The organism is Roseovarius azorensis (assembly GCF_900109455.1).
GTDB classification, from domain to species: domain Bacteria; phylum Pseudomonadota; class Alphaproteobacteria; order Rhodobacterales; family Rhodobacteraceae; genus Roseovarius; species Roseovarius azorensis.
This window is the reverse complement of record NZ_FOAG01000004.1, coordinates 232,181-254,303: the sequence shown is the minus strand read 5'-3', so window position 1 is coordinate 254,303 and position 22,123 is coordinate 232,181. Positions and strand designations below refer to the sequence as shown.

Sequence of the window (22,123 nt, the reverse complement as noted above, 5' to 3'; positions counted from 1 at the left end):
CACCATCGTCCCGCTCAGGAATTTCTTTGCACAGCACTTGCGGCATTGACGCGGGCCAGCGCCGCCTTGGTCACCCGGTCGAGGATCACCGCCAGCAGGACGATCCCGAGGCCCGCAATCAGGCCGACACCCAGTTCGAGATTGCGGATGCCGCGCAGCACCAGCACGCCCAGCCCCGGTGCCGAGACAAGCGAGGCAATCACGACCATGGCCAGGCTCATCATGATGGTCTGGTTCACGCCGGCCATGATGTTGGGCAGCGCCAGCGGGATCTGAACGCCGTAGAGTTTCTGCCGCTCGGTCATACCAAAGGCATCGGCGGCCTCAATCACCTCCTTGTCCACCAGTCGGATGCCCAGATCGGTCAGCCGGATCACTGGCACGATGGCATACAGGATGATGGCGATGCCGTAGAGTTTGGGTTCGGTCACGGAAAACAGAAAGATCAGCGGGATGAGGTAGACGAAGGGTGGCAGGGTCTGCAGCATGTCGAGGACGGGAATGGTCAGACGCTGCATCGTGTCGCTGCGCGACATGGCGATGCCTATGGGCACGCCCAGAAGGACGCAGAGCAGCGCGCAGACAAAGATGATCGCCAGCGTCTGCATTGCAAAGTCATAGTGGTCGATGAAGGCCATAAAGAGGATCGAGGCGGCGACGAACCCGACCAACCTCAGCGATCTGGATGCGAAATAGGTAAGCGCAAGCAACAGTGGGATCATGATGAACCAAGGCGTTGTCTGAAACGCATAGAGCGCACCCCTGATGAACCAGCTGAGCGGCTGGGTCAGCGGGTCGAGCACCACCTTGAGCGTATCCTTGATGTCGAGAAAGCTGGCCTCGACCCCTTTGGTCAGGTCACGGGTGCGCGCGATGGCCGGGCAGGCCTTGTTGAGGGCGTCGAGCGAAGGGAAGGGCAGTTCCCACATCGGGCCGATGTCCGCCTTGGGGTCATCACCGGCGGGTTTACGGTTCAGCAGTTCAGCCATGGTCATCGGACCGACTGTGGCGTCCTTGTCGCACCACTCTCGCAGGCCGAGCACGTTGAAGATGAAATCATAGGTCGCCATGTTCGGTTTCTCCCCGCGCGGGCCGCCGCGGGGGGCCCTGTCCGGTCATGCTGGCGATCAGGGCCGCACGCATGGCGTGGCCCTGATCCGTGGCAATGGTCACTGGATGATTGCGCTCAGCTTTTCGCCGGCCTCGTCATTCACCCAACCCATCCAGGTGTCCTTGTTCTGGGTGAGGAAGTAGACTGCGGCCTCTTCGGCAGAGGCGCTGTTATCCGCCTGCCACGCCAGAAGATTGCTCAGTTCCTGCGTGCCGAACGAGATGTTGCTCACCAGTTCGAACACCTCCGGGTTACGGTCTGCAAAATCGGAGGTCACCACGGTCAGCACGGGAGCTGCGGGATAGGCCGATTTGCCCGGTGTGGCGCAATCGACGGTCTGGTTGCAGGCGTGGATGTCGGGATCATGCGGCCCCATGTCCACCGCAACCATGTTGTAGCGGCCCAAAACGGCGGTCGGCCCCCAGTAATAGCCGAACCACGGTTCCTTGTTTTCGTAGGCAGAGGCCATCGCTGCGGGAAGGGTATCGCCGGAGCCGTGATTGAACACCTCGATGCCGTGGCCCGCAAAGTCGAACGCCTTTACCAGATTATCGTTGGCGATCCGGCAGCCCCAACCGTCGGGGCAGTTGTGGAAACGCCCGCCGACCAGTTCGGGATTGGCGAGGATGCCGTCGATCGTGGCAAGTTCCGGATGTGCCTCGACCAGATAGTCGGGCACCCACCAGTTCTCGCTGCCGCCTTCGGCAAAGACATCGGCGGCCTTGAGCACTTTGCCTTCCTCGTTCAGCCGGAAATAGGCGGGGGCCGAATTCACCCATAGCTCTGGCACGATATCGGGTTCGTTGTTTTCCGCCAGCGAGGTGATCGCCGTGGTGGTGGCCGAGGGCACGAGGGTCACATCACAGCCATAGCCCTGAACCATCAGGAATTCGGTGATCCTGGTGATGATCGAGCCGGAAGCCCAGTTCATCTCGGCCACCGAGACCTCGCCGCAGTCCGCGTAGGCGGCGGCGGGCAGGCTGAAGGCGCCGAATGCCAGCGCAAGTGTCAGGTTTCTCATTGTCTTTCTCCCTTTTGGTCTGGTTGAGTTTCGATAGTTGCGGATTGGTTGCGGTGGTCTTGATGAGAAATGGTGCGTTCCTGCGGCCATCTCAGTCATTGTCGCCTCCTTCGGCACCCGCCCCGGTGCGGGATTGCGCTGACGGCGGCACGGTGATCCGCAACGCGAGCGCATCCAGCGCCTGCCAGTGCAGCAGGCTGATGACGCCATAATGAGGAGCGGGCGTGGGCGGATTGGTCGTAATGCCGTCCTCGCGCAGGATGATCAAGTCAATGGGGGCTGTGCCCAGGCAGGCACTGTCGGATGGTGTCCGCGACAGACGGCCAGAGCAGGGATCAATCATGCCAGCCCCGCATCGGACCAGCAACCGGGAGCCGATGCGATGCGCCGCCCGCGCGACAAAGGGCAGAATGATCGCCGGATGAGCAAGGTTTTCGAGAACGAGCGGGGTCACGCCCGGCCCCTCGGGCAGGGCTGCATGGTCGGCCAGCGCCACGCCCGTGCGCAGTGGACATTGTCTGCGGCCAGATGTCGTCCATCGGTCGCGTGCGGGCAGGGGGGCGGCAAGGTCAGTCTCTCGCAGCCAGGCCAGCAGCAGCGCCGGTCCCGGCAGTCCGGCGGCGGCCAGCCAGGCGGCGGCCCATCCGGCCTCTTCGGCGTGACCCCAGTCATGACCGGCCCCGCGCGCTGCCTTGAAACACAGCGCCTGTATCTCGGACAGGGACAGGTGTGCCGGATTACCGGTTTGTGGGACGGGTGCGGATCCCGCGCGGGTCGGGTCGTTCGGCTTGATCATCATGGTGTCCCTGCGCCTTGCATCTCGTCAGGGTAGGGTGCGCCCTGAAACAGATTGATCCGCAGCCAGCGATCCGAGCGCGGGTCGAACCGGGTAGCACCAAAGAACGCCAGCTTGCAACGCAAGAGGTCCATCGGCAGCATATTGGCGGAAATCAGGTTGTCGCGGATATCTGCGAAAGGGTGGCCTGCGCTGATCTGTGCCCGGCGGACCATCAGACGATGTTCCGGATGAGTCAGCAGAAAGCCTGCGATGGGCAGTGCGCCGGGCTGATCGCTGAGGGCGCGCAACAGAGCCGCCGCCTGTCGTCCGACGTCGAGCGGCAGTTCACGCTCTGCGCCGGGTTCCGAGAAACGCTCGCCAAGGCGCGGTTCCAGCTTTTCCTCGGAGATATACCAGAAGCGGGCGGAATTGGCAGGATCGTCGTAATCGACATCCAGCGCCCAGCCATACCGTGCAACAAGGATGTCGCGCATGGTGGCGACGGGCATCGCGCCGTCTATGCTGAAGAATCTGTTCTCGTCGGCATCCATGCAATCGGCCAGGCCGTCGACCAGATCGCCATGGGGTTCCAGCATCAGCGCCAGCAGCGCCTCCTGCGCCTCGAGCGGCAGATTGGCCTGTCCCCAGGTCCAGAGTGCGTTCCATGGCAGGGGTGCCTGCGGAACCCAGCCCTGCACCACATGGTCTGCAAGCCGCGCCAGTCCGTCTCGCAGGTCGCGGAGTTTCGCGATCTGGACAGGGTGGGTGCTGTGCCATTCATCGGCATTGTCAATCGCGGCCGCCAGCGCCGTTTCAAATGCGGCAATTGAGGTTTCTGTCGCCCGCGCCTGTGCGCGCACCCGCGCCAGCGCCTCTTCGCGGGCCAGCATCCAGTTGTTCAGCAATACCGGGTGGCGCACCAGGAACGGCGCCATCCCCAGGCCGGTGGAATTGCCCACGCCAAGTGTGCGACGCAAGGTGCTGTTCAACCTTGTGGCCCGCGCGCCGCCTCGCGCCGCTGCCAGATGGTTCACCAGATCGACGGTGAAGGTTCGTGTCAGCCAGACCGACAGCATTTCGGCCTGAAACGGCGCGCTGAGTTCCGGGCGGTTCGCGATCATGCCGCGATCCGCCGCCCCGAATTTTCCGGAGCCGTAAACGGCGGTGGTGCGCATGAGATATCCGGTGTCGCGCAGCATCGCCGGATCGGGCTGTTGGCCCGCGGCGAGCCGTTCGACGACGTGATCGAACAGCCGCACGGATCTGTTGGCGCGGCTCAGCGACAATTCCCGCGGGCTGATCCGCCCGGCCTCTTGCAGGGGCACATTGGCGGCCAGTCGGGTCAGGTCATCGGCCGTGGGCGTGCCGTCAAAGAGGGCGAAGGTCGCGTCCCAGGCGGTCGCAATCACCCGGTCCGAGCGCGCCTCGGGTGGCAGTTCATGGGCAAAGGCGACAAGGCAGTAGCTGCGCACGGGTCCAGAGGCGCGATACACCGCACGGCCCACGCCGCGCGCGTCAATGTCCCACAAGGGTCTGTCAAAGCACCAGCTCTCTGCCTGCATCCGGCGCAGCAACCGCCGCAGGAACGACAGGCGCGTCGGGTGGCTGCACCCTATGCGGGAAAGGTGCATCACCTCATCCGCATCGCGCCGGAACGCCGCCGCTTGCGGCATCGGGTCAAGCGCGTTGCAACTCATTGCGCGGCCTCCTGACAGAGCGGTTGCGCGCCCTCGAAACTGTCTGCGAAGAACCGCGCCCAGTTGCCACCCATGATGGCGGCTACCTCGTCCTGCGACATGCCGGTGGCGCGCAACCCCCCGGCGATACGATCAAAGTCGCGATTGTCCTGAAACCAGTCCGGCATCGGCGGGAAGCCGGGGTTTTCCGCGCTGCCTTCACCCAGATCGCGCCCCTTTGTCCAGCGCCCGGCGCGCATCCAGTCGACCACGCTGTCGGGCTGATCCTGGCACAGATCGGTGCCCAGTCCGATATGGGTGGTGCCCATCAGATCGGCTGTGCGGGCGATCATCGCGCAGAAATCGGCAAGCGCGCAGGCGCTCCCGCCGCGCAGGTGGTGCGGATAGACCGAGAAGCCGAGCATGCCGCCGCTCTCGGACAGCGCGCGCAGAACGTGGTCGGATTTGTTGCGCCGTGCCGGGTGCCAGCTTGCCGGGTTTGCATGGGTGATGGCGATGGGGCGCGTCGAGTGCTCGATTGCCTCCAGCGTCGAGCGTTCGCCGGAATGGCTCATGTCGACGACAAGACCGACGCGGTTCATTTCGGTCACGACTTCGCGGCCCATGCGGGTGAGGCCGGTATCCTCGGCCTCGTAACATCCGGAGGCGAGAAGCGACTGATTGTTATAGCTCAGTTGCATGAACCGCAGGCCAAGGCGGTGCAACACCTGCACCAGCCCGATATCGTCCTCGATACAGCTGGGATTCTGCGCGCCGAAGAATATCGCGGTGCGGCCAGTTTGTTGCGCAAGCGTGATGTCGCGCGCCGTGCATCCCTGAAAGATCAGGTCCGGGAATCGCTCGAACCAGCGATTCCATGCCTCGATATTCAGAACCGTTTCGCGAAAGTTCTCATGATAGGTGATGGTCACATGCACCGCGTCGACACCGCCCTCGCGCATCTGGCGGAATATCCGCTCTGACCAGTTGGCATATTGCAGCGTGTCAATGCGCGGGTGCGTCATGCCGGCTCTCCCGCCGCGATGTAGGAGGTCTTGACGGTGGTGTAGAATTCCACCGCGTAGCGACCCTGTTCGCGCGGTCCATGACTGGATGCGCCGCGCCCGCCGAAGGGGACGTGATAATCGGTGCCTGCGGTGGGCAGGTTGACCATCACGCAGCCCGCCCGCGCATTGCGGCGGAAATGCGTGGCACGCGCCAGCGAGCGGGTCATGATCCCCGCCGTCAGCCCGAATTCGCTGTCATTGGCGAGATGCAGCGCCTCGTCGTAATCCGTCGCCTTGATGACACAGGTAATCGGGGCGAACATCTCCTCGCGGTTGATGCGCATGTCGTTGCGTGTCTCGGCAAAGACGGCGGGGGCCATGTAGCAGCCCTCGGTCGGGCGTTCGAGGCGCATGCCGCCGCAGAGCAGTTCCGCCCCCTCGGCTTTGCCGATGCCGACATAGTCGAGATTGTTGTGAAGTTGCTCTTGGTTGACTACGGGGCCGATTTGCGTGCCATCCTCCAGCGCGTGCCCGACCCTGAGCGCCTCTGTCGCCGCGACCAGCCGTTCGACAAAAGCGTCGTGGATCCGCGCATCGACAATCAGCCGCGATGCGGCGGTGCATTTCTGTCCGGTGCCGCCAAAGGCCGCGTTCGTTGCATGGGAGACCGCCAAATCGAGATTGCAATCGTCGCAGATCACCATCGGGTTCTTAGAGCCCATCTCGAGCTGGATCCTAGTCATGTTGGTCGTTGCCGTCGTCGCGATGCCGCGCCCGACCGGTACGGAGCCGGTAAAGCTGATCGCATCGACCAGTGGGCTTTCGACCAGCCGTTGTCCGACCGCGCGCCCGGGCCCCATCACCAGATTGAACAGGCCCGGTGGCAGATCCTGTCGCGCGATGATTTCAGTGAGCGCCACTGCGCTCGCCGGCGTCTGATTGGCCGGTTTCCAGACCACCGCGTTGCCAAAGGCCAGGGCAGGCGCGATTTTCCACGCGGGCGTGGCCACGGGGAAGTTCCACGGGCTGATGATCGCCACTACTCCCACTGGCTCGCGGCGGATGTCGATCTCGATTTCGGGGCGAACGCTGTCGGCGGTGTCGCCGATCTGGCGTAGCGCCTCGGCAGCAAAATAGGTAAAGAACTGCCCGGCGCGATAGGCCTCGCCCTTGCCCTCGGCCAGCGGCTTGCCCTCTTCGCGGGAAATGAGCGCGCCGATGTCGGCGGCGCGGGCCATCAGTTCTGTCCCGATCGCCATCAGCACGTCATGCCGTCGCTGCGGTCCGCTCGCCCCCCAGATCGCCTGAGCCTTTCTGGCGGCCCCGAGCGCCCGGTCAAGCTGGGCTGCATCCGCCTGGGCGAAATGGTCGATGATGTCAGACAGGTCCGAGGGGTTGCGGTTTTCGACCGTACCCGCGCCGTCCTGCCAGTTGCCCGCGATGAAATTTCGTGTCTCAAGTGTCATGTTCATCCTGCTCCCGTGGCGGCGCTCAGGCTGCCTTGATCCTGTCCAGCAAGGTCTGGTCAACCCGGACGCCCCCGGTTTCTGTCCGGGCGCGGTTGAGTGCACGCCGCGCGCCGGGCAGGCGTGCACCGTCCTGATCGGTGATACTGCACGCCAGACGCGACATGGCGGCGCCGAAACCGTCACCGGAAAACGCCTGCGGGTCGAAGCCGACGAAGAATTGCCCGGTGCCGGGAGGGCCTCCATCGCTGCCGGAAAACGGGCTTGCCTCGGTACTGAGATTGGCCCCGGCGAGTGCCGCGGCAAAAATCTCGGCCATGAGGCCAACGCCAAACCCCTTTTGCCCGCCCGCTGGCAGCATCGAACCCGCGAGCGCCGCCTTGGCATCGGTGGTGGGCTGACCGTCGGCACCCAGTGCCCAGTTCGGCTCGATTGCTTTGCCCTCTCGCGCACGCAGCAGAATTTCGGACTTGGCGATCACGCTCGCGGACTGGTCGATTACCAACAGGGCGCTGCTCCTGCCATCTGGCACGGCGAGGGCAAAGGGGTTGGTGCCGATGACCGGGATCTTGCCGCCGACTGGCGCGATTGACGCGGGAGCATGGGTAAAGCAAAGCCCGACCAACCCCGCCTCGGCCAGACGTTCGGCATGATGGCCCAGCACCCCGCAATTATAGGAGTTATGCAGTGCCATTGCCGCTACGCCCTGTTTGCGCACGGCATCGGTGAACTCCGCCCAGCCCGCATCAATCGCGGCATGGGCAAAGCCATGTGCTGCATCCACCCGGACGGCGCCCGCACGTCGGCGCGTGACCACGGGCACGGCGTTGCCCAGCACCTTGCCGCAACGCAGATGGTCTGTGTAGACAGGCAGATACATCAATCCGTGGCTGACGATGCCGTCGCGTTCTGCCAATCGCATGGATCGGGCGACGGCGGTTGCCTGACGTTCGGATGCGCCCGCCCTGCGCAGCCTGTCGCGGGCCAGTTGTTCGATCTCATCGAGGGTCAAGATTCCGGTGCCCATCGCAGTCATCCCTGTTCACAGCGAGAGTGTGGTGACCGATAAGTTAAATCAATCGAAAATAACTTGATTAAATTTCAGTTTGCCTGAAGTATACCTGTGCATGATCCGTACCGAAGCCCTCCGTGTCTTTGTCAATGTCGCCGATTGCGGTAATATCCGCGATGCGGCGGAGCGCCTGTTTCGCACGCCCTCGGCCATCTCGATGACGTTGAAGCAGCTTGAGGAACAACTGGGCGCGCGGCTGTTCGAGACGGACCGCAAGAGCACGCTTACGGCGTTGGGCGCAGAGATGCATACGATCGCGACCGAATTGCTTCGCGACCATGACCGCGCGCTCGACCGGATCGAGGCTGCCGCCACCGGGCGGCAGGGGCGACTGCAACTGGCCTCTGTCCCGTCGGTCGCGGCAGAGTTGTTGCCGGGATTGCTGGCGGATTTCCTGACCGAGAGACCGGGCGTGACGATCGAACTTGTCGATACCGACAGCAGCAGTGTGCATGCCCTTGTTGCGGGGGGTACGGTTGAACTGGGAATTGCGGGGCCCCCGGATTCGGGATCGGGCCTGACGTTCACGCCGCTTTTCCGGGATCCGTTCCGTCTTGTGTGCCGGGCGGATCATGCGCTGGCGGACAGGACGGAACCGGTGACGTGGGACGATCTGGGGGGGCAACGGATCATCAGCAACGAAGCCGCCAGCACGATCGGTGCAGCGGAGTATCGTGCGCTGGTGAAATCGCCGGCGTTGAGTGCCCGCAACGTCATCTCGCTGCTGGCGCTGGTGCGGGCCGGAGCGGGGCTGACGCTGTTGCCACGGCTGGCGACGGTATCGCTTGGTCCGGATCTGCGGGCCCTGCCGATTGCCGATCCGACGGCCCAGCGCGAGGTTGGCGTGATCCTGCGCCAGAGTCGCACTCCGACACCGGTCTGCGGCGCGTTTCTGGACCGGATCGTCAGGGGGACTAGAGATATCCGCTGATCCTGAATGTCATGGGATATGGTCGGGGCCGGTCACATGCGGGATGTCAGCGCGGCAGGTTCGTTTATGATCTGCGGGCGGTGCGCCCCGACACGGCGTGTGTCTTGCGCCGGAACAGCACGATAGTCAGGGTCATGAAAAACAGCGCGGCCCCCGAGATCGCATGGAAATCCTGCATCGCCATTGAAATGGCAATCAATATGATTGCCGGGAACTCAGCCCGGATCTGCAATCAAGGGCTGAAGAAACAGACGGTTCTGGCATGTCAAGAGAGGTGTATATCCACAATCCGCCACCGGATTGCCTAGTCCGTCCTCCTACCGGCGCAAGGCGTGAATCACCAGAACCGCTGCCAGAAACGCAAGAAGCCCACCAACTGACACACCCAGATAAAGCCCGAGAACAGTCCAGATTTCCGCCCCGAGCACCGTTGCCAGAACCGCAACGACAAGTCCCAGACTGCATCCCACGAGAAGTGCCGCTAACGCGAGAGGCTGGTGCGTGTCGATCTCCTGCTCTTTATGTGTCTCGTCAAGAAGATCGTCGAAGATCACTGACGCGTGCTGGTCATTCCTTTGCCTTTCCAGAACCCGCCAGGCGTCATCAGCAAATTCTGACCGGCTTTCGGTGAAATGCGCCGCCTCCTTTTTGCGGGCAGTCGTACTGTAATCGTAGATCTGCGTCATGTCGGACTCCGGTGTCGTCGTTCTTGCGAAATCGGCACTTGTCGGGAAGGGTTCCGCTTTGCGCACCAGAACAGGTTTCATGCGGGTCAGCATGGCAGCCTCTGCACGTTGGCATATGCCGCGCCTTGCATCGCATGCAGCACAACATGCGCCTCCTTGCAGTCCAGCACCCGGCGGGCGGAGGTGACATGCTGCGTCTCGAGTTGTCGCGCAAGGTCGGGAAAGAACTTGAACATCTCTGTCCGGGTGCTTTCGCGCAGCATACTCCAGTTCATGTTTCCGGGATGAAAACTCTCGGTCCAGCAGCCTTCGGAAAGGATCAACTCGTGATTCTCGAAGAGAATGTGGAAATATTCGACCACGCCGCCACTGCGCTGAATGACGTCGTGGCCGTCCACCAGAAATCTGGCTGGTACCAATACTTCGTTCTCGCCGGTCACAAGCTCGGCGGCAGGCCCCACCAGCAACACCTTATGGTCGGGCGAAACCAGCAGATCGCGCTGGTTGTCCAGCGCTCCGCGACGGATCAGGACCGGAGCAACCGTACCAAGTGCCCGATGAGTGGCCGAGCCTATCCACAGTATACGCTGATATCCCCGGTCGCGGGTGATCACGCGATCTCCCACGATCAGATCCTCAACAGGCACCTCGCCTTGCGCCGTCGCGATATGCGTGCCGCGCGAGAAACAAAGCACATCCTCTGTGTTATGTTTGGGCATGGAGGACGCGGATAACGTGTCGCTGGCATGCCAGTTTGGTGTGGTGGTCGACTCCCGGTCGGTGATCGGGGTGTTCAGGATGCCGTCCTGCTCGTGGTCCGACCTCAGCCACTCAAGCGGGTTACGGATCTCCGCGGGATCAATCAGGCCAAGAGATACAGCCCTCTGGTATTTTTCCTGATTGTAGGTTCCCGACAGATGGACGAAATCGTAGTCGTGCGGACCGCCATCGTCGAACCATCCCGGATGCGCGCCGGGGCCTGTGACCGCGTGGCCCCTGACGGATATGAATGCACCCACACCTGCGCCGCCGTAGAGGGAGTCATCGTCGTGGGCCTCAAAGACGGTTTCGCCGCCGGACTCATCAACTCGGGCGACAACAGTCGGCCTCCGACTGTCCGCTGCGTTCTTTTTATGGTACGCGTCCTCGACAGGCCGGGTTGTGACCGCTTGCTGCGGCAGGGACATCCTTCCGGAAGCTTCAGCGGCATCCAGTCCGGGATCGACCCGATCAAGGACCTCGCCCACCCTGGCAAGTTCCGCCATGATGATTTCCCTGGCCCGACCTGCGGTATCACGAAGGGCGGCGCCTTGCGCGAATGCCCCGGATGGAGGCGCGAAAAACAGATCGCCATTGGTCAGTTGCACCAGAGAGCCATCGCCCAGAGCCTGCCGCTCGCCATCGGTGAATTCGACGACCAGCTCCCCGCTGACCGCGAAATCCAGCGTCACCCCGCCATAGAGTATTCCTTCGCGCAGGTAGCCTAGGGTCGCCGCCGGACCTATTCTGGCATAGCTTGTGGCGAATCCGGCGTCATCCGCGTGGCCTGCGAGTGCCACATAGGACGGGCAGGCGAACATCTGATCGGTCAGCCTGTCTAATGCAGCGGCGTCTGTCGCGCGCAGGGGAGGAAACCTTCCCAGAAATAACCAGGTAGTGCTTATCATCTCTACTACTCGTCCCTCACGGTTCTTCACGTCTGGGAAGATGCTCGTCACCACCGGAAATTTGGTCTCGCGACCGGGGTGAAATCCGGAACAGGTAACAGGCAAAACCCGTTAGCGCCCCTACCCAGACTGAAAGCTATGGGCGCAGGCGGGTTTTCATACCCCGGGAGTCGCGTGCTGCGGTGTCAGGTTGGATTGCATGTGGCTTTCGTCATCAATGGAGGCGATTCAACCGGTTGTTTTCGTGAGCGGTAGCGTTTGTTGATGATTGATTAGGGAATCACGTGAACCGTCGTCTGGCGGTGCCTCACGGATTCGTGAGGAAATTGCTACGATTTTTGAGACCTGCTTGACGGGCGTATCCTTTAAGAACGCTCCATGCCGGGCCAATGATGCCGGAATCCGGACATACACCGATCAACATCTCGACAGGCAAATCCCGATGGCAAGCCAGAGTGCGATAAAGCTGTATTTTCCGAACGGCGGCTCGATCGTGATCTGCAGGCGAACGCTCTTGTCGCTGTTCGCAGAACCCTACGCGATATTCATCTTCTTCTTCGCAGCGAATGTCGTCCGTACAGCATCAGCCTATTCATATGGATTTGATCTGAAGCCATTTCAGCTTTTCGTTGCGAATATTGCGCACGGGCTGGTGTTTCTGATCAGCATCTTCTCGATCATGCTGTTCTTCACGCTTGTGGCCTGCCGAACCGGTCGCAGTTTCACGGTTTTCATGCCGGCCTGTACCCTCACTGCCATGATCGTGAACGAGGTGTTCGGGATCTGGTATTTCAGAGAGATGCACGGCCTGAGCATAGCGTCGACCTACACCATCCTGCGGGTGCTCCTGACCGGTTATGTGATCCATCTCGGTTTCGAAGTTCTTTATGCTGCTGCGGTCCTGCCACGGATCAAGGCCATCAGCCAGCACCAGTGCCACACTCAGACCCGAACCATCGGACCCGAGCCAGCCGCGAACAGGCCGCAACGCCCCACGCCATTGTTGCTTATTGGCGGAGAGGCAATTCCGTCGCATGAGGTGGGTCTGGTCAAGGCGGACGAGCATTACGTTTTTGTCCACTATCGGGATCAGCGGCTGCATGCGCGCGAAAGATTTGGCAATCTCGTCGACAACCTTACGGATCTGCCGGGCATGCAGGTGCATAAATCCTATTGGATATCGTTCGATTTCATCACTCAGGTTCAAGCCAGACGAGATGGCAGCATGGAACTGACCCTGCGCAACGGAGAGGTCATCCCCGTTGCGCGCACCCGCGCCAAGACGTTTCGAGCGAGATACGGGAACTGGCGGCAGGCTCGCGCCTGATTGCGCCCTCCGTTTTCACGCGCAGGCCGAGCCGCCTGGTCGTCCTGGCCCTCCACTGTGGCAAGCGTCGGGCGGTTGAATGTCAACTGAAACTGACCCGGTCTTGTTACTGCGATATGATCCGCCCTGCCCGAGTCTCGGGTTGGCAAGCCGGGGTCATTCCACCTCGAACACCGGGATGAAGCTGGCGGGTGCCAGAGTGCCGACAAGATCGGTGCTGTCGACCGTATCCGAGACAACCAATCGGATCCTGGGTCCGGCATGGCGGATCGTCAGCGTGCCCTCGATCGCACGCACAGCCATCTCGATGGCCAACCTGCCCTGAGTTATCGGAAAATCGGTGGGCGCCGCCAGAATTCGCCCTCGCCGGATTCCGCGAAAGACGGCATGGCTCATGTAATCAGAGACTATGCTGATCTGATCCTGCAATCCCCGCGCCCGCAGGATCGACACGGCGACCTCTGCCGTGGGAGCGCTGCCGACGAGATAGTCGATATGGATGCCGCTATCGAGCGTTTCTTCCACCAGCGACACCTGAATCTCGCGTCCGGTATCGCCGTATTTGGTGAGGGCGATCATGGCCGCGCTATCCGCGATGGCATCTCTAAACCCGGCCTCCACGAACGAGACCCAGCCCGCGCCTTTTGGCCCAGGGAACCATGCGAGTTGCACGGGGGCGCTGCCGGGGGGATGTCGCGCGGCGATGAAGCGGCCTGCCGTCGCCCCCATTTCATACCAGGACACACCTGCCTTGGCCGCGATGCCTGAATCGGCGATGTCATTGACCGCCGCGATCACCGGCACTGTCTGTGACAACTCCAGAATGGTGGGGGTCAGCCCGTCAAACGAGACCGTGCCAACAATCAGCGCATCGGCCCCCTGCGCCACGCAGTCCCGGATCTGTTCGATCTGGCGGTCGAGGTTGGGATAACCGCCTGCCTCGACCAGACGAAAGCCCACACCAAGGCGCTCTGCCTCTTCGACCATGCCGTAATTGACCGATAACCAATAAGCGTCCTTGAGATGAGGATAGGAAACGCAGATGATCCAAGGTTTTGCGGCCTGGTCCAACGGGGTGTAATCCAACGACAGCGCCGGGCTGTCATAGTCGAACGGTGTCGCATGGGTTTCAAGAGGCCAACTCTCCGCCCAGAGCGGCAGGGGCAGAAGTGACAGAATACAGGCGATTATTCTTTGCATGAAAAGTACACTCCTGTCGAGGAAATTACTATAAGCTGCCAGGAAAGGAGTGCAAGAAACATGGCATTTCGTGGCTTTGCCAGATGAGAACCAGGATCGGATTGGGTGCGAGGCTTCTGGCGGCGTTTCTTGTGATCGCCGGTCTGCCTGCCCTTGCGGGATTTTTCGGCTGGTTCGAGTTGCGCGACGTGACCCGCGCGCAGCAGCAGCTTTATGAGAAATCCATCCCGGTCCTGACGGATATGCGGCGTTTTACCGAGGAAAGCTCTTCAATCGTTACCGTGGCACCGGAGATGGCCGCGGTGGATGACGAGGCCGAGCGGCGCGATCGCGCGGCGTATCTGAGTGAACGGGTTGCGGCGCTGTCGGATCATCTGGTGCAGTTTCAGAGGGAACATGGCGGTACCGGGGACGATCTGACCGGCGCGGTGGCCCAGATGAAAGAGGGCATTGCAGAACTGGACCGGCTGGTGAAGCAGCGCATCTCGCTGGTTCAGGCCCGGGATGAGGGTCTGGACAAGGCCCTTGGGGCGACTTCCGAACTCTTGAGCATGGCGGATACGCTGGTGGCCAATGCGGAGATGGGGACCGCAGCGGTGATCTCGAACCTTTATGAATATGAACCCGGCTCGCCGGGCACCTCGTCTCGGCTAACTACGCTCGACAAGCTGATCGAGGTCGATCTGTTCCAACTGGGGCTGATGTTCGAGCTGCGGTCGCGGACGGCGGAAATGGGCCTGCTGTTCAACCGCATCGCGACGCTGCGGAATGAAGCCGAACTGCCGTTGATCCGGGCCAACCTGGAAGACCGGGCAGAGATCGTCGCGCGCCGGGTTGCGGCGATCCGTGATCCCGGGCGCGCGGCGCAGGCGCAGGTGCTGCTTGCGATCATCCTGCCACTGAGCGATGGCTCGGGGTCGGGCGGGCTGCTTGGGCTTACCGAGGGCATCTTGAAGCTGGAGCGGGAGATAGACAGCCAGCAAGCGGCGCTGCGGGTGTCGGCCGCGCGGCTGCATGACGCCGTGACTGCTCTGGCTGAGCGGGTTCAGGCGGACGCACTCCTTGCCGGAACCACGTCAATGGAGGTCATCCGCGCAACACGGTTGCGCAGTGCTGGCGCGGCCGGGCTGGCACTTTTGCTTTCGCTTGGCGTGCTGTGGTTCTACGTGCGAGGCAACATTTCGCGCCGGTTGGACAACCTGTCCGACATGATGACCCGACTTGCAGCGGGGCAGCTTGATATGCGTGTGGCTCCTCGTGGCAATGACGAGATTGCAGGCATGGAGCGCGCGGTCGAAGTGTTTCGCCGTCAGGCCATCGCCAACCGAAATCTGGAAGAAGCGCGTCGCCGCAACGAGGAGGAGTTGTATCGGCACCGTACTGCCCTGGAAGAGCTTGTGGCAGAGAAGACCGAGCAATTGCGCGGTGAAGTCGAGGCCCATACGGTTGCCCGTCAAAAGGCAGAGGCGGCGGATCGGGCCAAATCGGAGTTTCTCGCGATGATGAGCCATGAGATTCGCACGCCGATGAACGGGGTTCTGGGGATGCTGCGCAACCTGTCGATGGACGGCTTGTCGGAGGCGCAACTGGAACAGGTGCGCGCCGCGCGTGCGTCGGGCGAAAGCCTGCTGACGATCCTGAACGACATTTTGAACTATTCCAAAGCTGAGCTGAGTGGCACTCATGAGGAACGGGTCATCTTTTCGGTTGCGGAGGTCATGCAGGTGATTGTCACGCTGCTGGAACCGGGTGCCCGGGAAAAGGGCATCGTGCTATGGCTGGATCTGCCGGCGGATGTGCCCGCCGCCGTGAATGGCGATATGGTCAAGTTGCGGCAGATCCTGTTCAACCTCGTCTCGAATGCGGTCAAGTTCACCGAGGAAGGCGAAGTGGTGCTGCGGTTACGCTGTCGCCTTGCTGGCCCTGGCCGTGTGACCCTGATCATTGAGGTGAGCGATACCGGCAAGGGCATCTCTGCCCATGCCCGGCAACGAATTTTCGAAGCTTTTGAACAGGAAGACGGTCTGACCGCCCGCCGCTATGGGGGCACCGGCCTCGGGCTTGCGATCTGTCGCAAGTTCGCCGAGGTGATCGGTGGTGCGCTGAGTTTGGAAAGCACGCCGAATGTCGGATCGGTCTTCACGCTCAGCGCAGATTTTGATCTTGCTGATGCCGCGACACTGACGGATCGCGTGCCGGACTGGACGCCAGTCAAGGGCGCGCGGGCGCTGCATGCGCTGATCGTCGAGGATCACAAGGTCAACCAACTGGTCGCGCGCAGCTATCTGGAGCGGATGGGGCACACGGCCGTTTGCGTGGGCAGCGCCGAGGAAGCGCTGGAGATGTTGGGGAGCGAGCGGTTCGATCTGGTGTTGATGGACGTCAACCTGCCGGGACTTTCGGGAACCGAGGCGACCCGCCGCATTCGGGACATGCCGGTTGGCGGGACCTTGCCTGTCATCGGTATCTCGGCGCATGTGGAGGACGATCAAGTTGAGGAGCAATTGAACGCCGGGATGGATTGCTTCGTGGCCAAACCGGTCTCGCCCGAACGGCTGGTCGCGGCCCTGGATCAGGTGGTGGACGGGCAGCGGCGTGGGGTGTTTCTGTCGCCACGGTCGCTATCCTGGCCTGCCGCAGGGGACGGCGATGTGCTGAGTGCCGTGCTGTCGGACCTAGGGAGTGAACAGACCGTGGAGGCGGTGCGCCTCTATCTGGCAGGGCTGGAGGACGAGGCGTCATGTCTGACTGAGGCTGTCGCGGAACGCGCTGTCGGATCTGTGGTCAAGGTGGCGCATCGCATGAAGGGGGCTGCGGGTAATTTCTGCCTGCCCGGACTCACCGCCTGTCTGAAAGAGATCGAAGGGGCCGCCCATATGGGAGATATGGATCGCGTGAGCGAGGCGGTTGAGCAGTTGCCCGCTGAAATAGGTAAGGCGCGCAGCGCGCTTAGGCGCGCGATCATCGATCTGGACAGCGTGCCTCAGTCCAGGGTGGCGGTAAACACATAACCTTCGCCATGGGCGGTGGTGATGATGCGTGGCACGGCCGGATCCTCTTCGAGCTTGGTGCGCAGACGACGGATGATCACGTCAACGGTGCGGGTATCGGGATGTTGTTGGCGGTGGGTCACGGCGCTCATCAGGCGCTCGCGGCTCAGGACTTCACCCGGGTGCCGCAGCAATTCGGCCAGCAGCTCGAATTCGGCGCGGGTCAGGCGAATACTCGCGCCATCTGACGCGGTCAACTGCCGCGTGGCCATGGCAAAGGAAAACCCGTGAAAACGGACGTGCTGACGCGAGAAACGGCGGTGCATCTCGGTGCGCCGCAAGAGGTTCTTGATCCGGGCCAAGAGTTCACGCCTGTTGAAGGGTTTGCAGACATAGTCATCTGCCCCCAGTTCCAGCCCGACGATCCGGTCCACGTCATCGCTGAGACTGGTGGTCAGGATGATGCCTATGTCGGAGCGCGCGCGTTGTTCGCGGGTGATTTGCAGGCCGTCCTTGCCATCAAGGGTGATATCGACCAGCAGCAGGTCTGCCTGATCGCTGGCCAGCATCGGCTCTGCCGACTCGGCGCTTTCGAAAGCTGTCACTGTATAGCCATGCGAGCTTAGGTATTCCGCAAGTGTGGTGCGGGTCACCGGTTCGTCCTCGATGATAAGGATATGAGGAGGCCTTGCTGCCATCGAGCTCTCCACGCAGTTTCCCCCTGTTAATATTTTTTTACAGTTAAGTCCAGTTCGTTTACGCCGCCCGTCTGACGTGTTCACATCCTGGGCATAGAGTTCTCTTACCAAAGCCCGAAAACGGGCGGGCTTACTCAACACAGGGAGTTTTCAAAATGACTGCAGGTTTGCGAATGGTTGCCGGTGTCGCGGCTCTTGCGATGGCCGCTACAGGCGCCTTGGCGGATTCGGAAGATCCGATCATCATTCCCACGCATAACTGGTCCAGCCAGATCGTGATGAGCCATGTGGTTGGCCAGATTTTTGAATCCATGGACAACAGCGTGGAATATGTCTCGACCGACAGTCAGTCGGTCTATGAATCCGTCCGGCTGGGTGATGTAACGCTCGAGCTGGAAGTCTGGGAAGGAGCGTTTGGCGCATCCTTCCGTGCAGCGCTGGAAAAGGGCGGGTTGCATGATGCGGGCGATCACAACGCGGTTACCCGTGAGGATTGGTGGTATCCGATGTGGACCAAGGAGGCCTGTCCCGGTCTGCCGGATTGGGAGGCGCTGAATGCCTGCGCCGCCGCTTTTGCCACCCCCGAAACGGGCGAGGCCGGTCGTTTCCTGGGTGGTCCGGTAGACTGGCTCAAGCATGATCAGGAGCGGGTTGACGGGCTTGGTATGAATTTCAAGGTGGTGAACGCAGGCTCTGCTGCCGCTCTTTGGGCAGAACTGGGCGCAGCTGAAAAGACCAAGAAGCCGATTGTCCTGTTCAATTGGACGCCCAATTTCGCCGAGGCCGTCTGGCCGGGGGAATTCGTGGAATTTCCGGAGTGGGTCGAGGGTTGTGACACCGATCCCTCGGTCGGTCCCAATCCCGACAAGACCTATGATTGCGGCAATCCTGCCAATGGTTATCTGAAAAAGGCCGCCTGGGATGGCATGAAGGACAAATGGCCCGACGCCTATGAGACCCTGACCAAGATCAGCTTTACCAACCCGCAGATCGCGGAAATGGCCAAGCTGGTAGACATCGACGAGATGGAGCCGGAAGAGGCCGCAACCCAATGGCTCGACGAGAACCGAGACGTCTGGGAACCTTGGGTCAACTGATCCTGACCTGAAGCCCGCCTCACCCGTGGCCCGCCACGGGTGAGGTTTTGCCATTCAAGAAAGGGGGGTGTCGCGTGCCAGTGTCTGAACCCGTGATCTCATGCCGGAATGTCTGGAAACTCTTCGGGCCGTCGCCTGAGACCTATTTGAAGGTTCTCAAAGGCGATCCGGGATTCGAGACCATTCGTCAGGCGGGCTATATCTCGGCAGTGCGCGATGTCTCGCTCGATATCGCGCGGGGAGAGATGCTGGTGATCATGGGCCTCTCGGGTTCGGGCAAATCCACGCTGGTGCGCTGCCTGTCGCGCCTGATCGAGATCACCGGCGGCACCGTGTCGGTCGAGGGACAGGACATCGGTGCGCTCTCTGAGAAACAGTTGATTGACCTGCGCCGCAACAAGATGGGCATGGTGTTTCAGAGCTTTGGATTGCTGCCGCATCGCACGGTGCTGGAAAACGTGGCCTTTCCGCTGGAAATGCGTGGGCAGGATCGCACGACCCGCCGCAAGCGCGCGTTAGAGGTCATCGAACTGGTGGGGCTGGGAGGGCGCGAGGACTATTTTCCGCGTGAATTGTCCGGTGGTCAGCAGCAGCGCGTGGGCATCGCCCGGTCGCTGGCCATCGAACCGGACATCTGGTTTCTGGACGAGCCGTTTTCCGCGCTTGATCCGCTGATCCGGCGTGAGATGCAGGATGAATTTCTGCGGCTGCAAGGGCTGCTGGGCAAGACCATCGTTTTCATCACCCATGATTTTGACGAGGCGCTGCGGCTGTCGGATCGTATTGCCATCATGAAAGACGGTGCGGTCGAGCAATGCGACACGCCCGATCGCATCGTTTTGAAACCTGCGACCGAGTATGTGCGCAAGTTCACCGAAGACATCGAGAAGGCCCGCGTGGTGCATGCTGCCGGACTGGCGCGACCGATAAATGGCGTTCCCCTCAGGGGACAGCCGGTGCCGGGCAAGAGCACGATCCGTGCCCTTGCACGATTACTGGTCAATGACGCCCGCGAGGTTCTGCCGGTGGCCGATGAGGCCGGCCGGATAACAGGCGGTCTGAACCGGCAGGAGGCGCTGGATATTCTGCTTGGAGGGCACGCATGAACGAAAGCGCCCAGCCTTCCCGACCGGTTGCGAAACTGGCGCTCGGCCCGGCGTGGGCGTTGTTCGCGCTGGCAGTCGTGCTGATCATTGCGCGACCGATATTGCCGGATGGGCTGATGCGCCCTGCGGAGATGCTGATCCTGCCGCTGGCGGACTGGATCAATGCGTTTTTCATATGGTTGCGTGACGATCTGGGGCTGATCCATGTCACCCGCGCCTTTGCTGACGGCATCGAGTGGCTGCTCGATGTGACTGCAAATATTCTATATGGCAAAAACCGGTGGCCGCGGATCGGGCCCCTGCCATGGATAGTGACGGCACTGAGTGCCGCCTGTCTGGGCTATTGGCTGGGCGGTGTGCGTCTGGCTGTTCTGGCGGGGGGCACCTTTGTCTGGATCGCGCTCATGGGGCAATGGAAATGGGCCATGGAAACCCTGTCGGTGATCGTGGTGGCCGCGCCTTTTTCCGTGTTGCTGGGACTCCTGACGGGTGTGGCCGCGTGGCGCTGGCGCAGGTTCGAAGCGGTGCTGAACCCGATTCTGAACATTGCGCAATCCTTGCCGCATTTCGCCTATATGATCCCGGTGGTGGTGTTCATCGGGGTGGGGCCAAAGGCAGGAGCGATCGTCACCATCATCTTTTCGGTACCGCCGATGATCCGCATGACCCTGCTGGGTTTACGCAAGGTCCCGCCCGAGGTTGTCGAGAGCGGCAAGATGTGCGGCAGTACGAGCTGGCAGTTGATGACGCGAGTGCGTATCCCCTCTGCGCGCACAGATATTCTGGTCGGTGTCAATCAGGTGATCATGCAATGTCTGGCGATGGTTGTTCTGGCCAGCTTCATCGGCATGCCGGGGCTGGGGCAGAAGCTCTTGCAACTGTTGCAGGCGCTCAAGATCGGTCGATCCATCGAGATCGGCATAACGATTGTCCTGCTGGCGGTGGCGCTGGATCGTTGCTCAAAGGCTTGGGCAGAGCGCCAGCCCGTGCATCACGAGTCGGGGACAGGATGGGCAGCGCGGCATCGGGTGTTGCTGACATGGGTCGGATTGACGATGGCGGGGTTTGCCCTGTCTGCAGAGGTTCCGTTTCTTGCCGAGGTTGGGCGGGGGCAGTCGCTGTCGGTGGCGAATCCGCTTGATGCGGCCATGTCCTGGGTGATCGTCATGATTGATCCGGTGACCCAATGGCTGCGCTGGTTCCTGATCACTTGGGTGCTTATTCCGGTGCGCGATGCCCTGCTGTGGCTGCCCTATACGGCGGTTCTGGTGGCGCTGGCGGGGGCGGGTTATGCCGTGGGAGGCTGGCGCTCGGCGTTGATCTGTCTGGGCTTCTTTGGCTATGTTGCGATCTCAGGCTGGTGGGATCGGGCGATGATCACGGTCTATACGGTTCTAGTGGCGGTCGCGGTCGCGGCCAGCTTTGGCTTTCCGCTGGGGATATGGGCATCTCGCCATGAAAAGCGTGCCAAGCGTGTCCTGCTGCTGTGTGACAGTCTGCAGACCTTTCCCAGCTTTATCTACCTTATTCCGGTGATCATGCTCTTTGGTGTCAACGATGTGGCGGTGGTTGGGGCCGTGGTGCTCTTTGCGGCGGTGCCGCTGATTCGTTACACCATAGAGGGTCTGCGCAGCGTCCCCGAGTCTATGATAGAGGCGGCGGACATGTCCGGCGCCACCCGTGGCCAGAGCCTGCGCCATGTGCGCCTGCCGCTGGCTTTTCCCACGATCATGGTCGGACTGAATCAATCGCTGATGTTCTCACTTTTCATGGTGATCATCGCGGCCTTTATCGGGACACAGGATCTGGGGCAGGAAATGCAGCGTGCGCTCAGTTCTACCGATGTGGGCAAGGGATTGGTCCTGGGTTTCGCCGTGGCCTTCATCGGCTTGATGGTGGATCACCTGATCAATCGCATGGCCGATAGTCGCCGCCGCGCTCTTGGGCTATGACGCTCGGGAGCTATCCTCCTTTAGTGGGCGCAGGCACAGCCCGATTGTGCAGCGATCACAACCCGGAACAGGTCATTGCCATCCTTGATGCGCACTATGCCGGTGGGCATTGAAATACAGGCAAAGCGGCGAGTTGGAGGCCGGATGCGCATGAAAAAGGAACAAAATCTCCAGACTGCGGAAAAGCGTCCGGGCATCTGTCGTCTAAATGTCTGAAAAGATTGGTAGCGGAGGAGGGACTTGAACCCCCGACACGCGGATTATGATTCCGCTGCTCTAACCAACTGAGCTACTCCGCCAGACCGAGGGGTAGGTATGCCACCCCGGGCCGTGCGTCA

18 protein-coding genes and 1 tRNA gene are annotated in these 22,123 nt (G+C 61.5%); 6 read left to right on the top strand and 13 right to left on the bottom strand.

Features of this window, described 5'->3' with window-relative positions; all coding sequences use genetic code 11:
• Positions 1 to 14: 14 nt before the first annotated feature.
• From BSG08_RS08390 to BSG08_RS08360, 7 genes are all read right to left on the bottom strand, one after another.
• The gene (locus BSG08_RS08390) at positions 15 to 1,070 is read right to left on the bottom strand and encodes an ABC transporter permease (RefSeq protein ID WP_093035003.1); all 1,056 of its coding nucleotides are present in this window, start codon (positions 1,068 to 1,070) and stop codon (positions 15 to 17) included.
• A gap of 99 nt (positions 1,071 to 1,169) precedes the next feature.
• Positions 1,170 to 2,132 (bottom strand): ABC transporter substrate-binding protein, encoded by a 963-nt coding sequence (locus BSG08_RS08385; protein WP_093035000.1) that lies wholly within the window; start codon positions 2,130 to 2,132, stop codon positions 1,170 to 1,172.
• 91 nt (positions 2,133 to 2,223) lie between these two features.
• Positions 2,224 to 2,928 carry a DUF3726 domain-containing protein gene (locus tag BSG08_RS08380; protein WP_175544731.1) on the bottom strand — a complete coding sequence of 235 codons (705 nt, stop codon included), beginning with the start codon at positions 2,926 to 2,928 and terminating at the stop codon, positions 2,224 to 2,226.
• Positions 2,928 to 4,607 (bottom strand): hypothetical protein, encoded by a 1,680-nt coding sequence (locus BSG08_RS08375; protein WP_093034994.1) that lies wholly within the window; start codon positions 4,605 to 4,607, stop codon positions 2,928 to 2,930. The genes BSG08_RS08380 and BSG08_RS08375 overlap by 1 nt, the downstream gene beginning before the upstream one ends.
• Complete coding sequence (locus BSG08_RS08370; protein ID WP_093034991.1) at positions 4,604 to 5,611, bottom strand: membrane dipeptidase; 1,008 nt, start codon at positions 5,609 to 5,611, stop codon at positions 4,604 to 4,606. Before BSG08_RS08370 ends, BSG08_RS08375 begins: the two co-directional genes overlap by 4 nt.
• Positions 5,608 to 7,059 (bottom strand): aldehyde dehydrogenase family protein, encoded by a 1,452-nt coding sequence (locus tag BSG08_RS08365; protein WP_093035189.1) that lies wholly within the window; start codon positions 7,057 to 7,059, stop codon positions 5,608 to 5,610. The genes BSG08_RS08370 and BSG08_RS08365 overlap by 4 nt, the downstream gene beginning before the upstream one ends.
• A gap of 25 nt (positions 7,060 to 7,084) precedes the next feature.
• Positions 7,085 to 8,086, bottom strand: a complete 1,002-nt coding sequence (locus tag BSG08_RS08360; RefSeq protein ID WP_175544730.1) for an Ldh family oxidoreductase — start codon at positions 8,084 to 8,086, stop codon at positions 7,085 to 7,087.
• Between the two features lie 100 nt (positions 8,087 to 8,186).
• Between BSG08_RS08360 and BSG08_RS08355 the strand changes: the two genes are divergently transcribed.
• Positions 8,187 to 9,062, top strand: coding sequence for a LysR family transcriptional regulator (locus tag BSG08_RS08355; RefSeq protein WP_093034985.1), 876 nt, complete (start codon positions 8,187 to 8,189; stop codon positions 9,060 to 9,062).
• A 64-nt stretch (positions 9,063 to 9,126) separates the two neighbouring features.
• Here BSG08_RS08355 and BSG08_RS19805 read toward each other — a convergent pair whose 3' ends face one another.
• The 3 genes from BSG08_RS19805 to BSG08_RS08345 form a co-directional block, all read right to left on the bottom strand.
• Positions 9,127 to 9,261, bottom strand: coding sequence for a hypothetical protein (locus tag BSG08_RS19805; RefSeq protein ID WP_281248265.1), 135 nt, complete (start codon positions 9,259 to 9,261; stop codon positions 9,127 to 9,129).
• A gap of 118 nt (positions 9,262 to 9,379) precedes the next feature.
• Positions 9,380 to 9,841, bottom strand: a complete 462-nt coding sequence (locus BSG08_RS08350; RefSeq protein WP_093034982.1) for an ABC transporter permease — start codon at positions 9,839 to 9,841, stop codon at positions 9,380 to 9,382.
• Positions 9,835 to 11,328: a Hint domain-containing protein gene (locus BSG08_RS08345; protein WP_175544729.1), complete on the bottom strand. Its 1,494-nt coding sequence runs from the start codon at positions 11,326 to 11,328 to the stop codon at positions 9,835 to 9,837. Before BSG08_RS08345 ends, BSG08_RS08350 begins: the two co-directional genes overlap by 7 nt.
• Positions 11,329 to 11,764: 436 nt before the next feature.
• Between BSG08_RS08345 and BSG08_RS08340 the strand changes: the two genes are divergently transcribed.
• A complete protein-coding gene (locus tag BSG08_RS08340; protein WP_139274547.1) occupies positions 11,765 to 12,742 on the top strand; it encodes a LytTR family DNA-binding domain-containing protein in 978 nt (325 codons plus the stop codon).
• A 156-nt stretch (positions 12,743 to 12,898) separates the two neighbouring features.
• Here the strand turns inward: BSG08_RS08340 and torT are convergent, their stop codons facing one another.
• Complete coding sequence (torT, locus tag BSG08_RS08335; RefSeq protein ID WP_093034973.1) at positions 12,899 to 13,942, bottom strand: TMAO reductase system periplasmic protein TorT; 1,044 nt, start codon at positions 13,940 to 13,942, stop codon at positions 12,899 to 12,901.
• 83 nt (positions 13,943 to 14,025) lie between these two features.
• On the opposite strand from torT, the gene BSG08_RS08330 reads away from it, so the two are divergent.
• Positions 14,026 to 16,953, top strand: a complete 2,928-nt coding sequence (locus tag BSG08_RS08330; protein ID WP_093034970.1) for an ATP-binding protein — start codon at positions 14,026 to 14,028, stop codon at positions 16,951 to 16,953.
• Here BSG08_RS08330 and BSG08_RS08325 read toward each other — a convergent pair.
• Positions 16,926 to 17,630, bottom strand: coding sequence for a winged helix-turn-helix domain-containing protein (locus BSG08_RS08325; RefSeq protein ID WP_093034967.1), 705 nt, complete (start codon positions 17,628 to 17,630; stop codon positions 16,926 to 16,928). The two genes, BSG08_RS08330 and BSG08_RS08325, sit on opposite strands and share 28 nt — an antisense overlap.
• A 155-nt stretch (positions 17,631 to 17,785) precedes the next feature.
• On the opposite strand from BSG08_RS08325, the gene BSG08_RS08320 reads away from it, so the two are divergent.
• The 3 genes from BSG08_RS08320 to BSG08_RS08310 all read left to right on the top strand — a co-directional run bounded on the left by BSG08_RS08320 (position 17,786) and on the right by BSG08_RS08310 (position 21,785).
• Positions 17,786 to 18,727 carry an ABC transporter substrate-binding protein gene (locus BSG08_RS08320; RefSeq protein ID WP_093034964.1) on the top strand — a complete coding sequence of 314 codons (942 nt, stop codon included), beginning with the start codon at positions 17,786 to 17,788 and terminating at the stop codon, positions 18,725 to 18,727.
• 74 nt (positions 18,728 to 18,801) lie between these two features.
• Positions 18,802 to 19,833, top strand: a complete 1,032-nt coding sequence (locus tag BSG08_RS08315; protein ID WP_093034961.1) for a quaternary amine ABC transporter ATP-binding protein — start codon at positions 18,802 to 18,804, stop codon at positions 19,831 to 19,833.
• Positions 19,830 to 21,785 (top strand): ABC transporter permease, encoded by a 1,956-nt coding sequence (locus BSG08_RS08310; RefSeq protein ID WP_093034958.1) that lies wholly within the window; start codon positions 19,830 to 19,832, stop codon positions 21,783 to 21,785. The genes BSG08_RS08315 and BSG08_RS08310 overlap by 4 nt, the downstream gene beginning before the upstream one ends.
• A gap of 222 nt (positions 21,786 to 22,007) precedes the next feature.
• Here the strand turns inward: BSG08_RS08310 and BSG08_RS08305 are convergent.
• Positions 22,008 to 22,084: transfer RNA gene (locus BSG08_RS08305), tRNA-Met, on the bottom strand.
• Between the last annotated feature and the right edge of the window lie 39 nt (positions 22,085 to 22,123).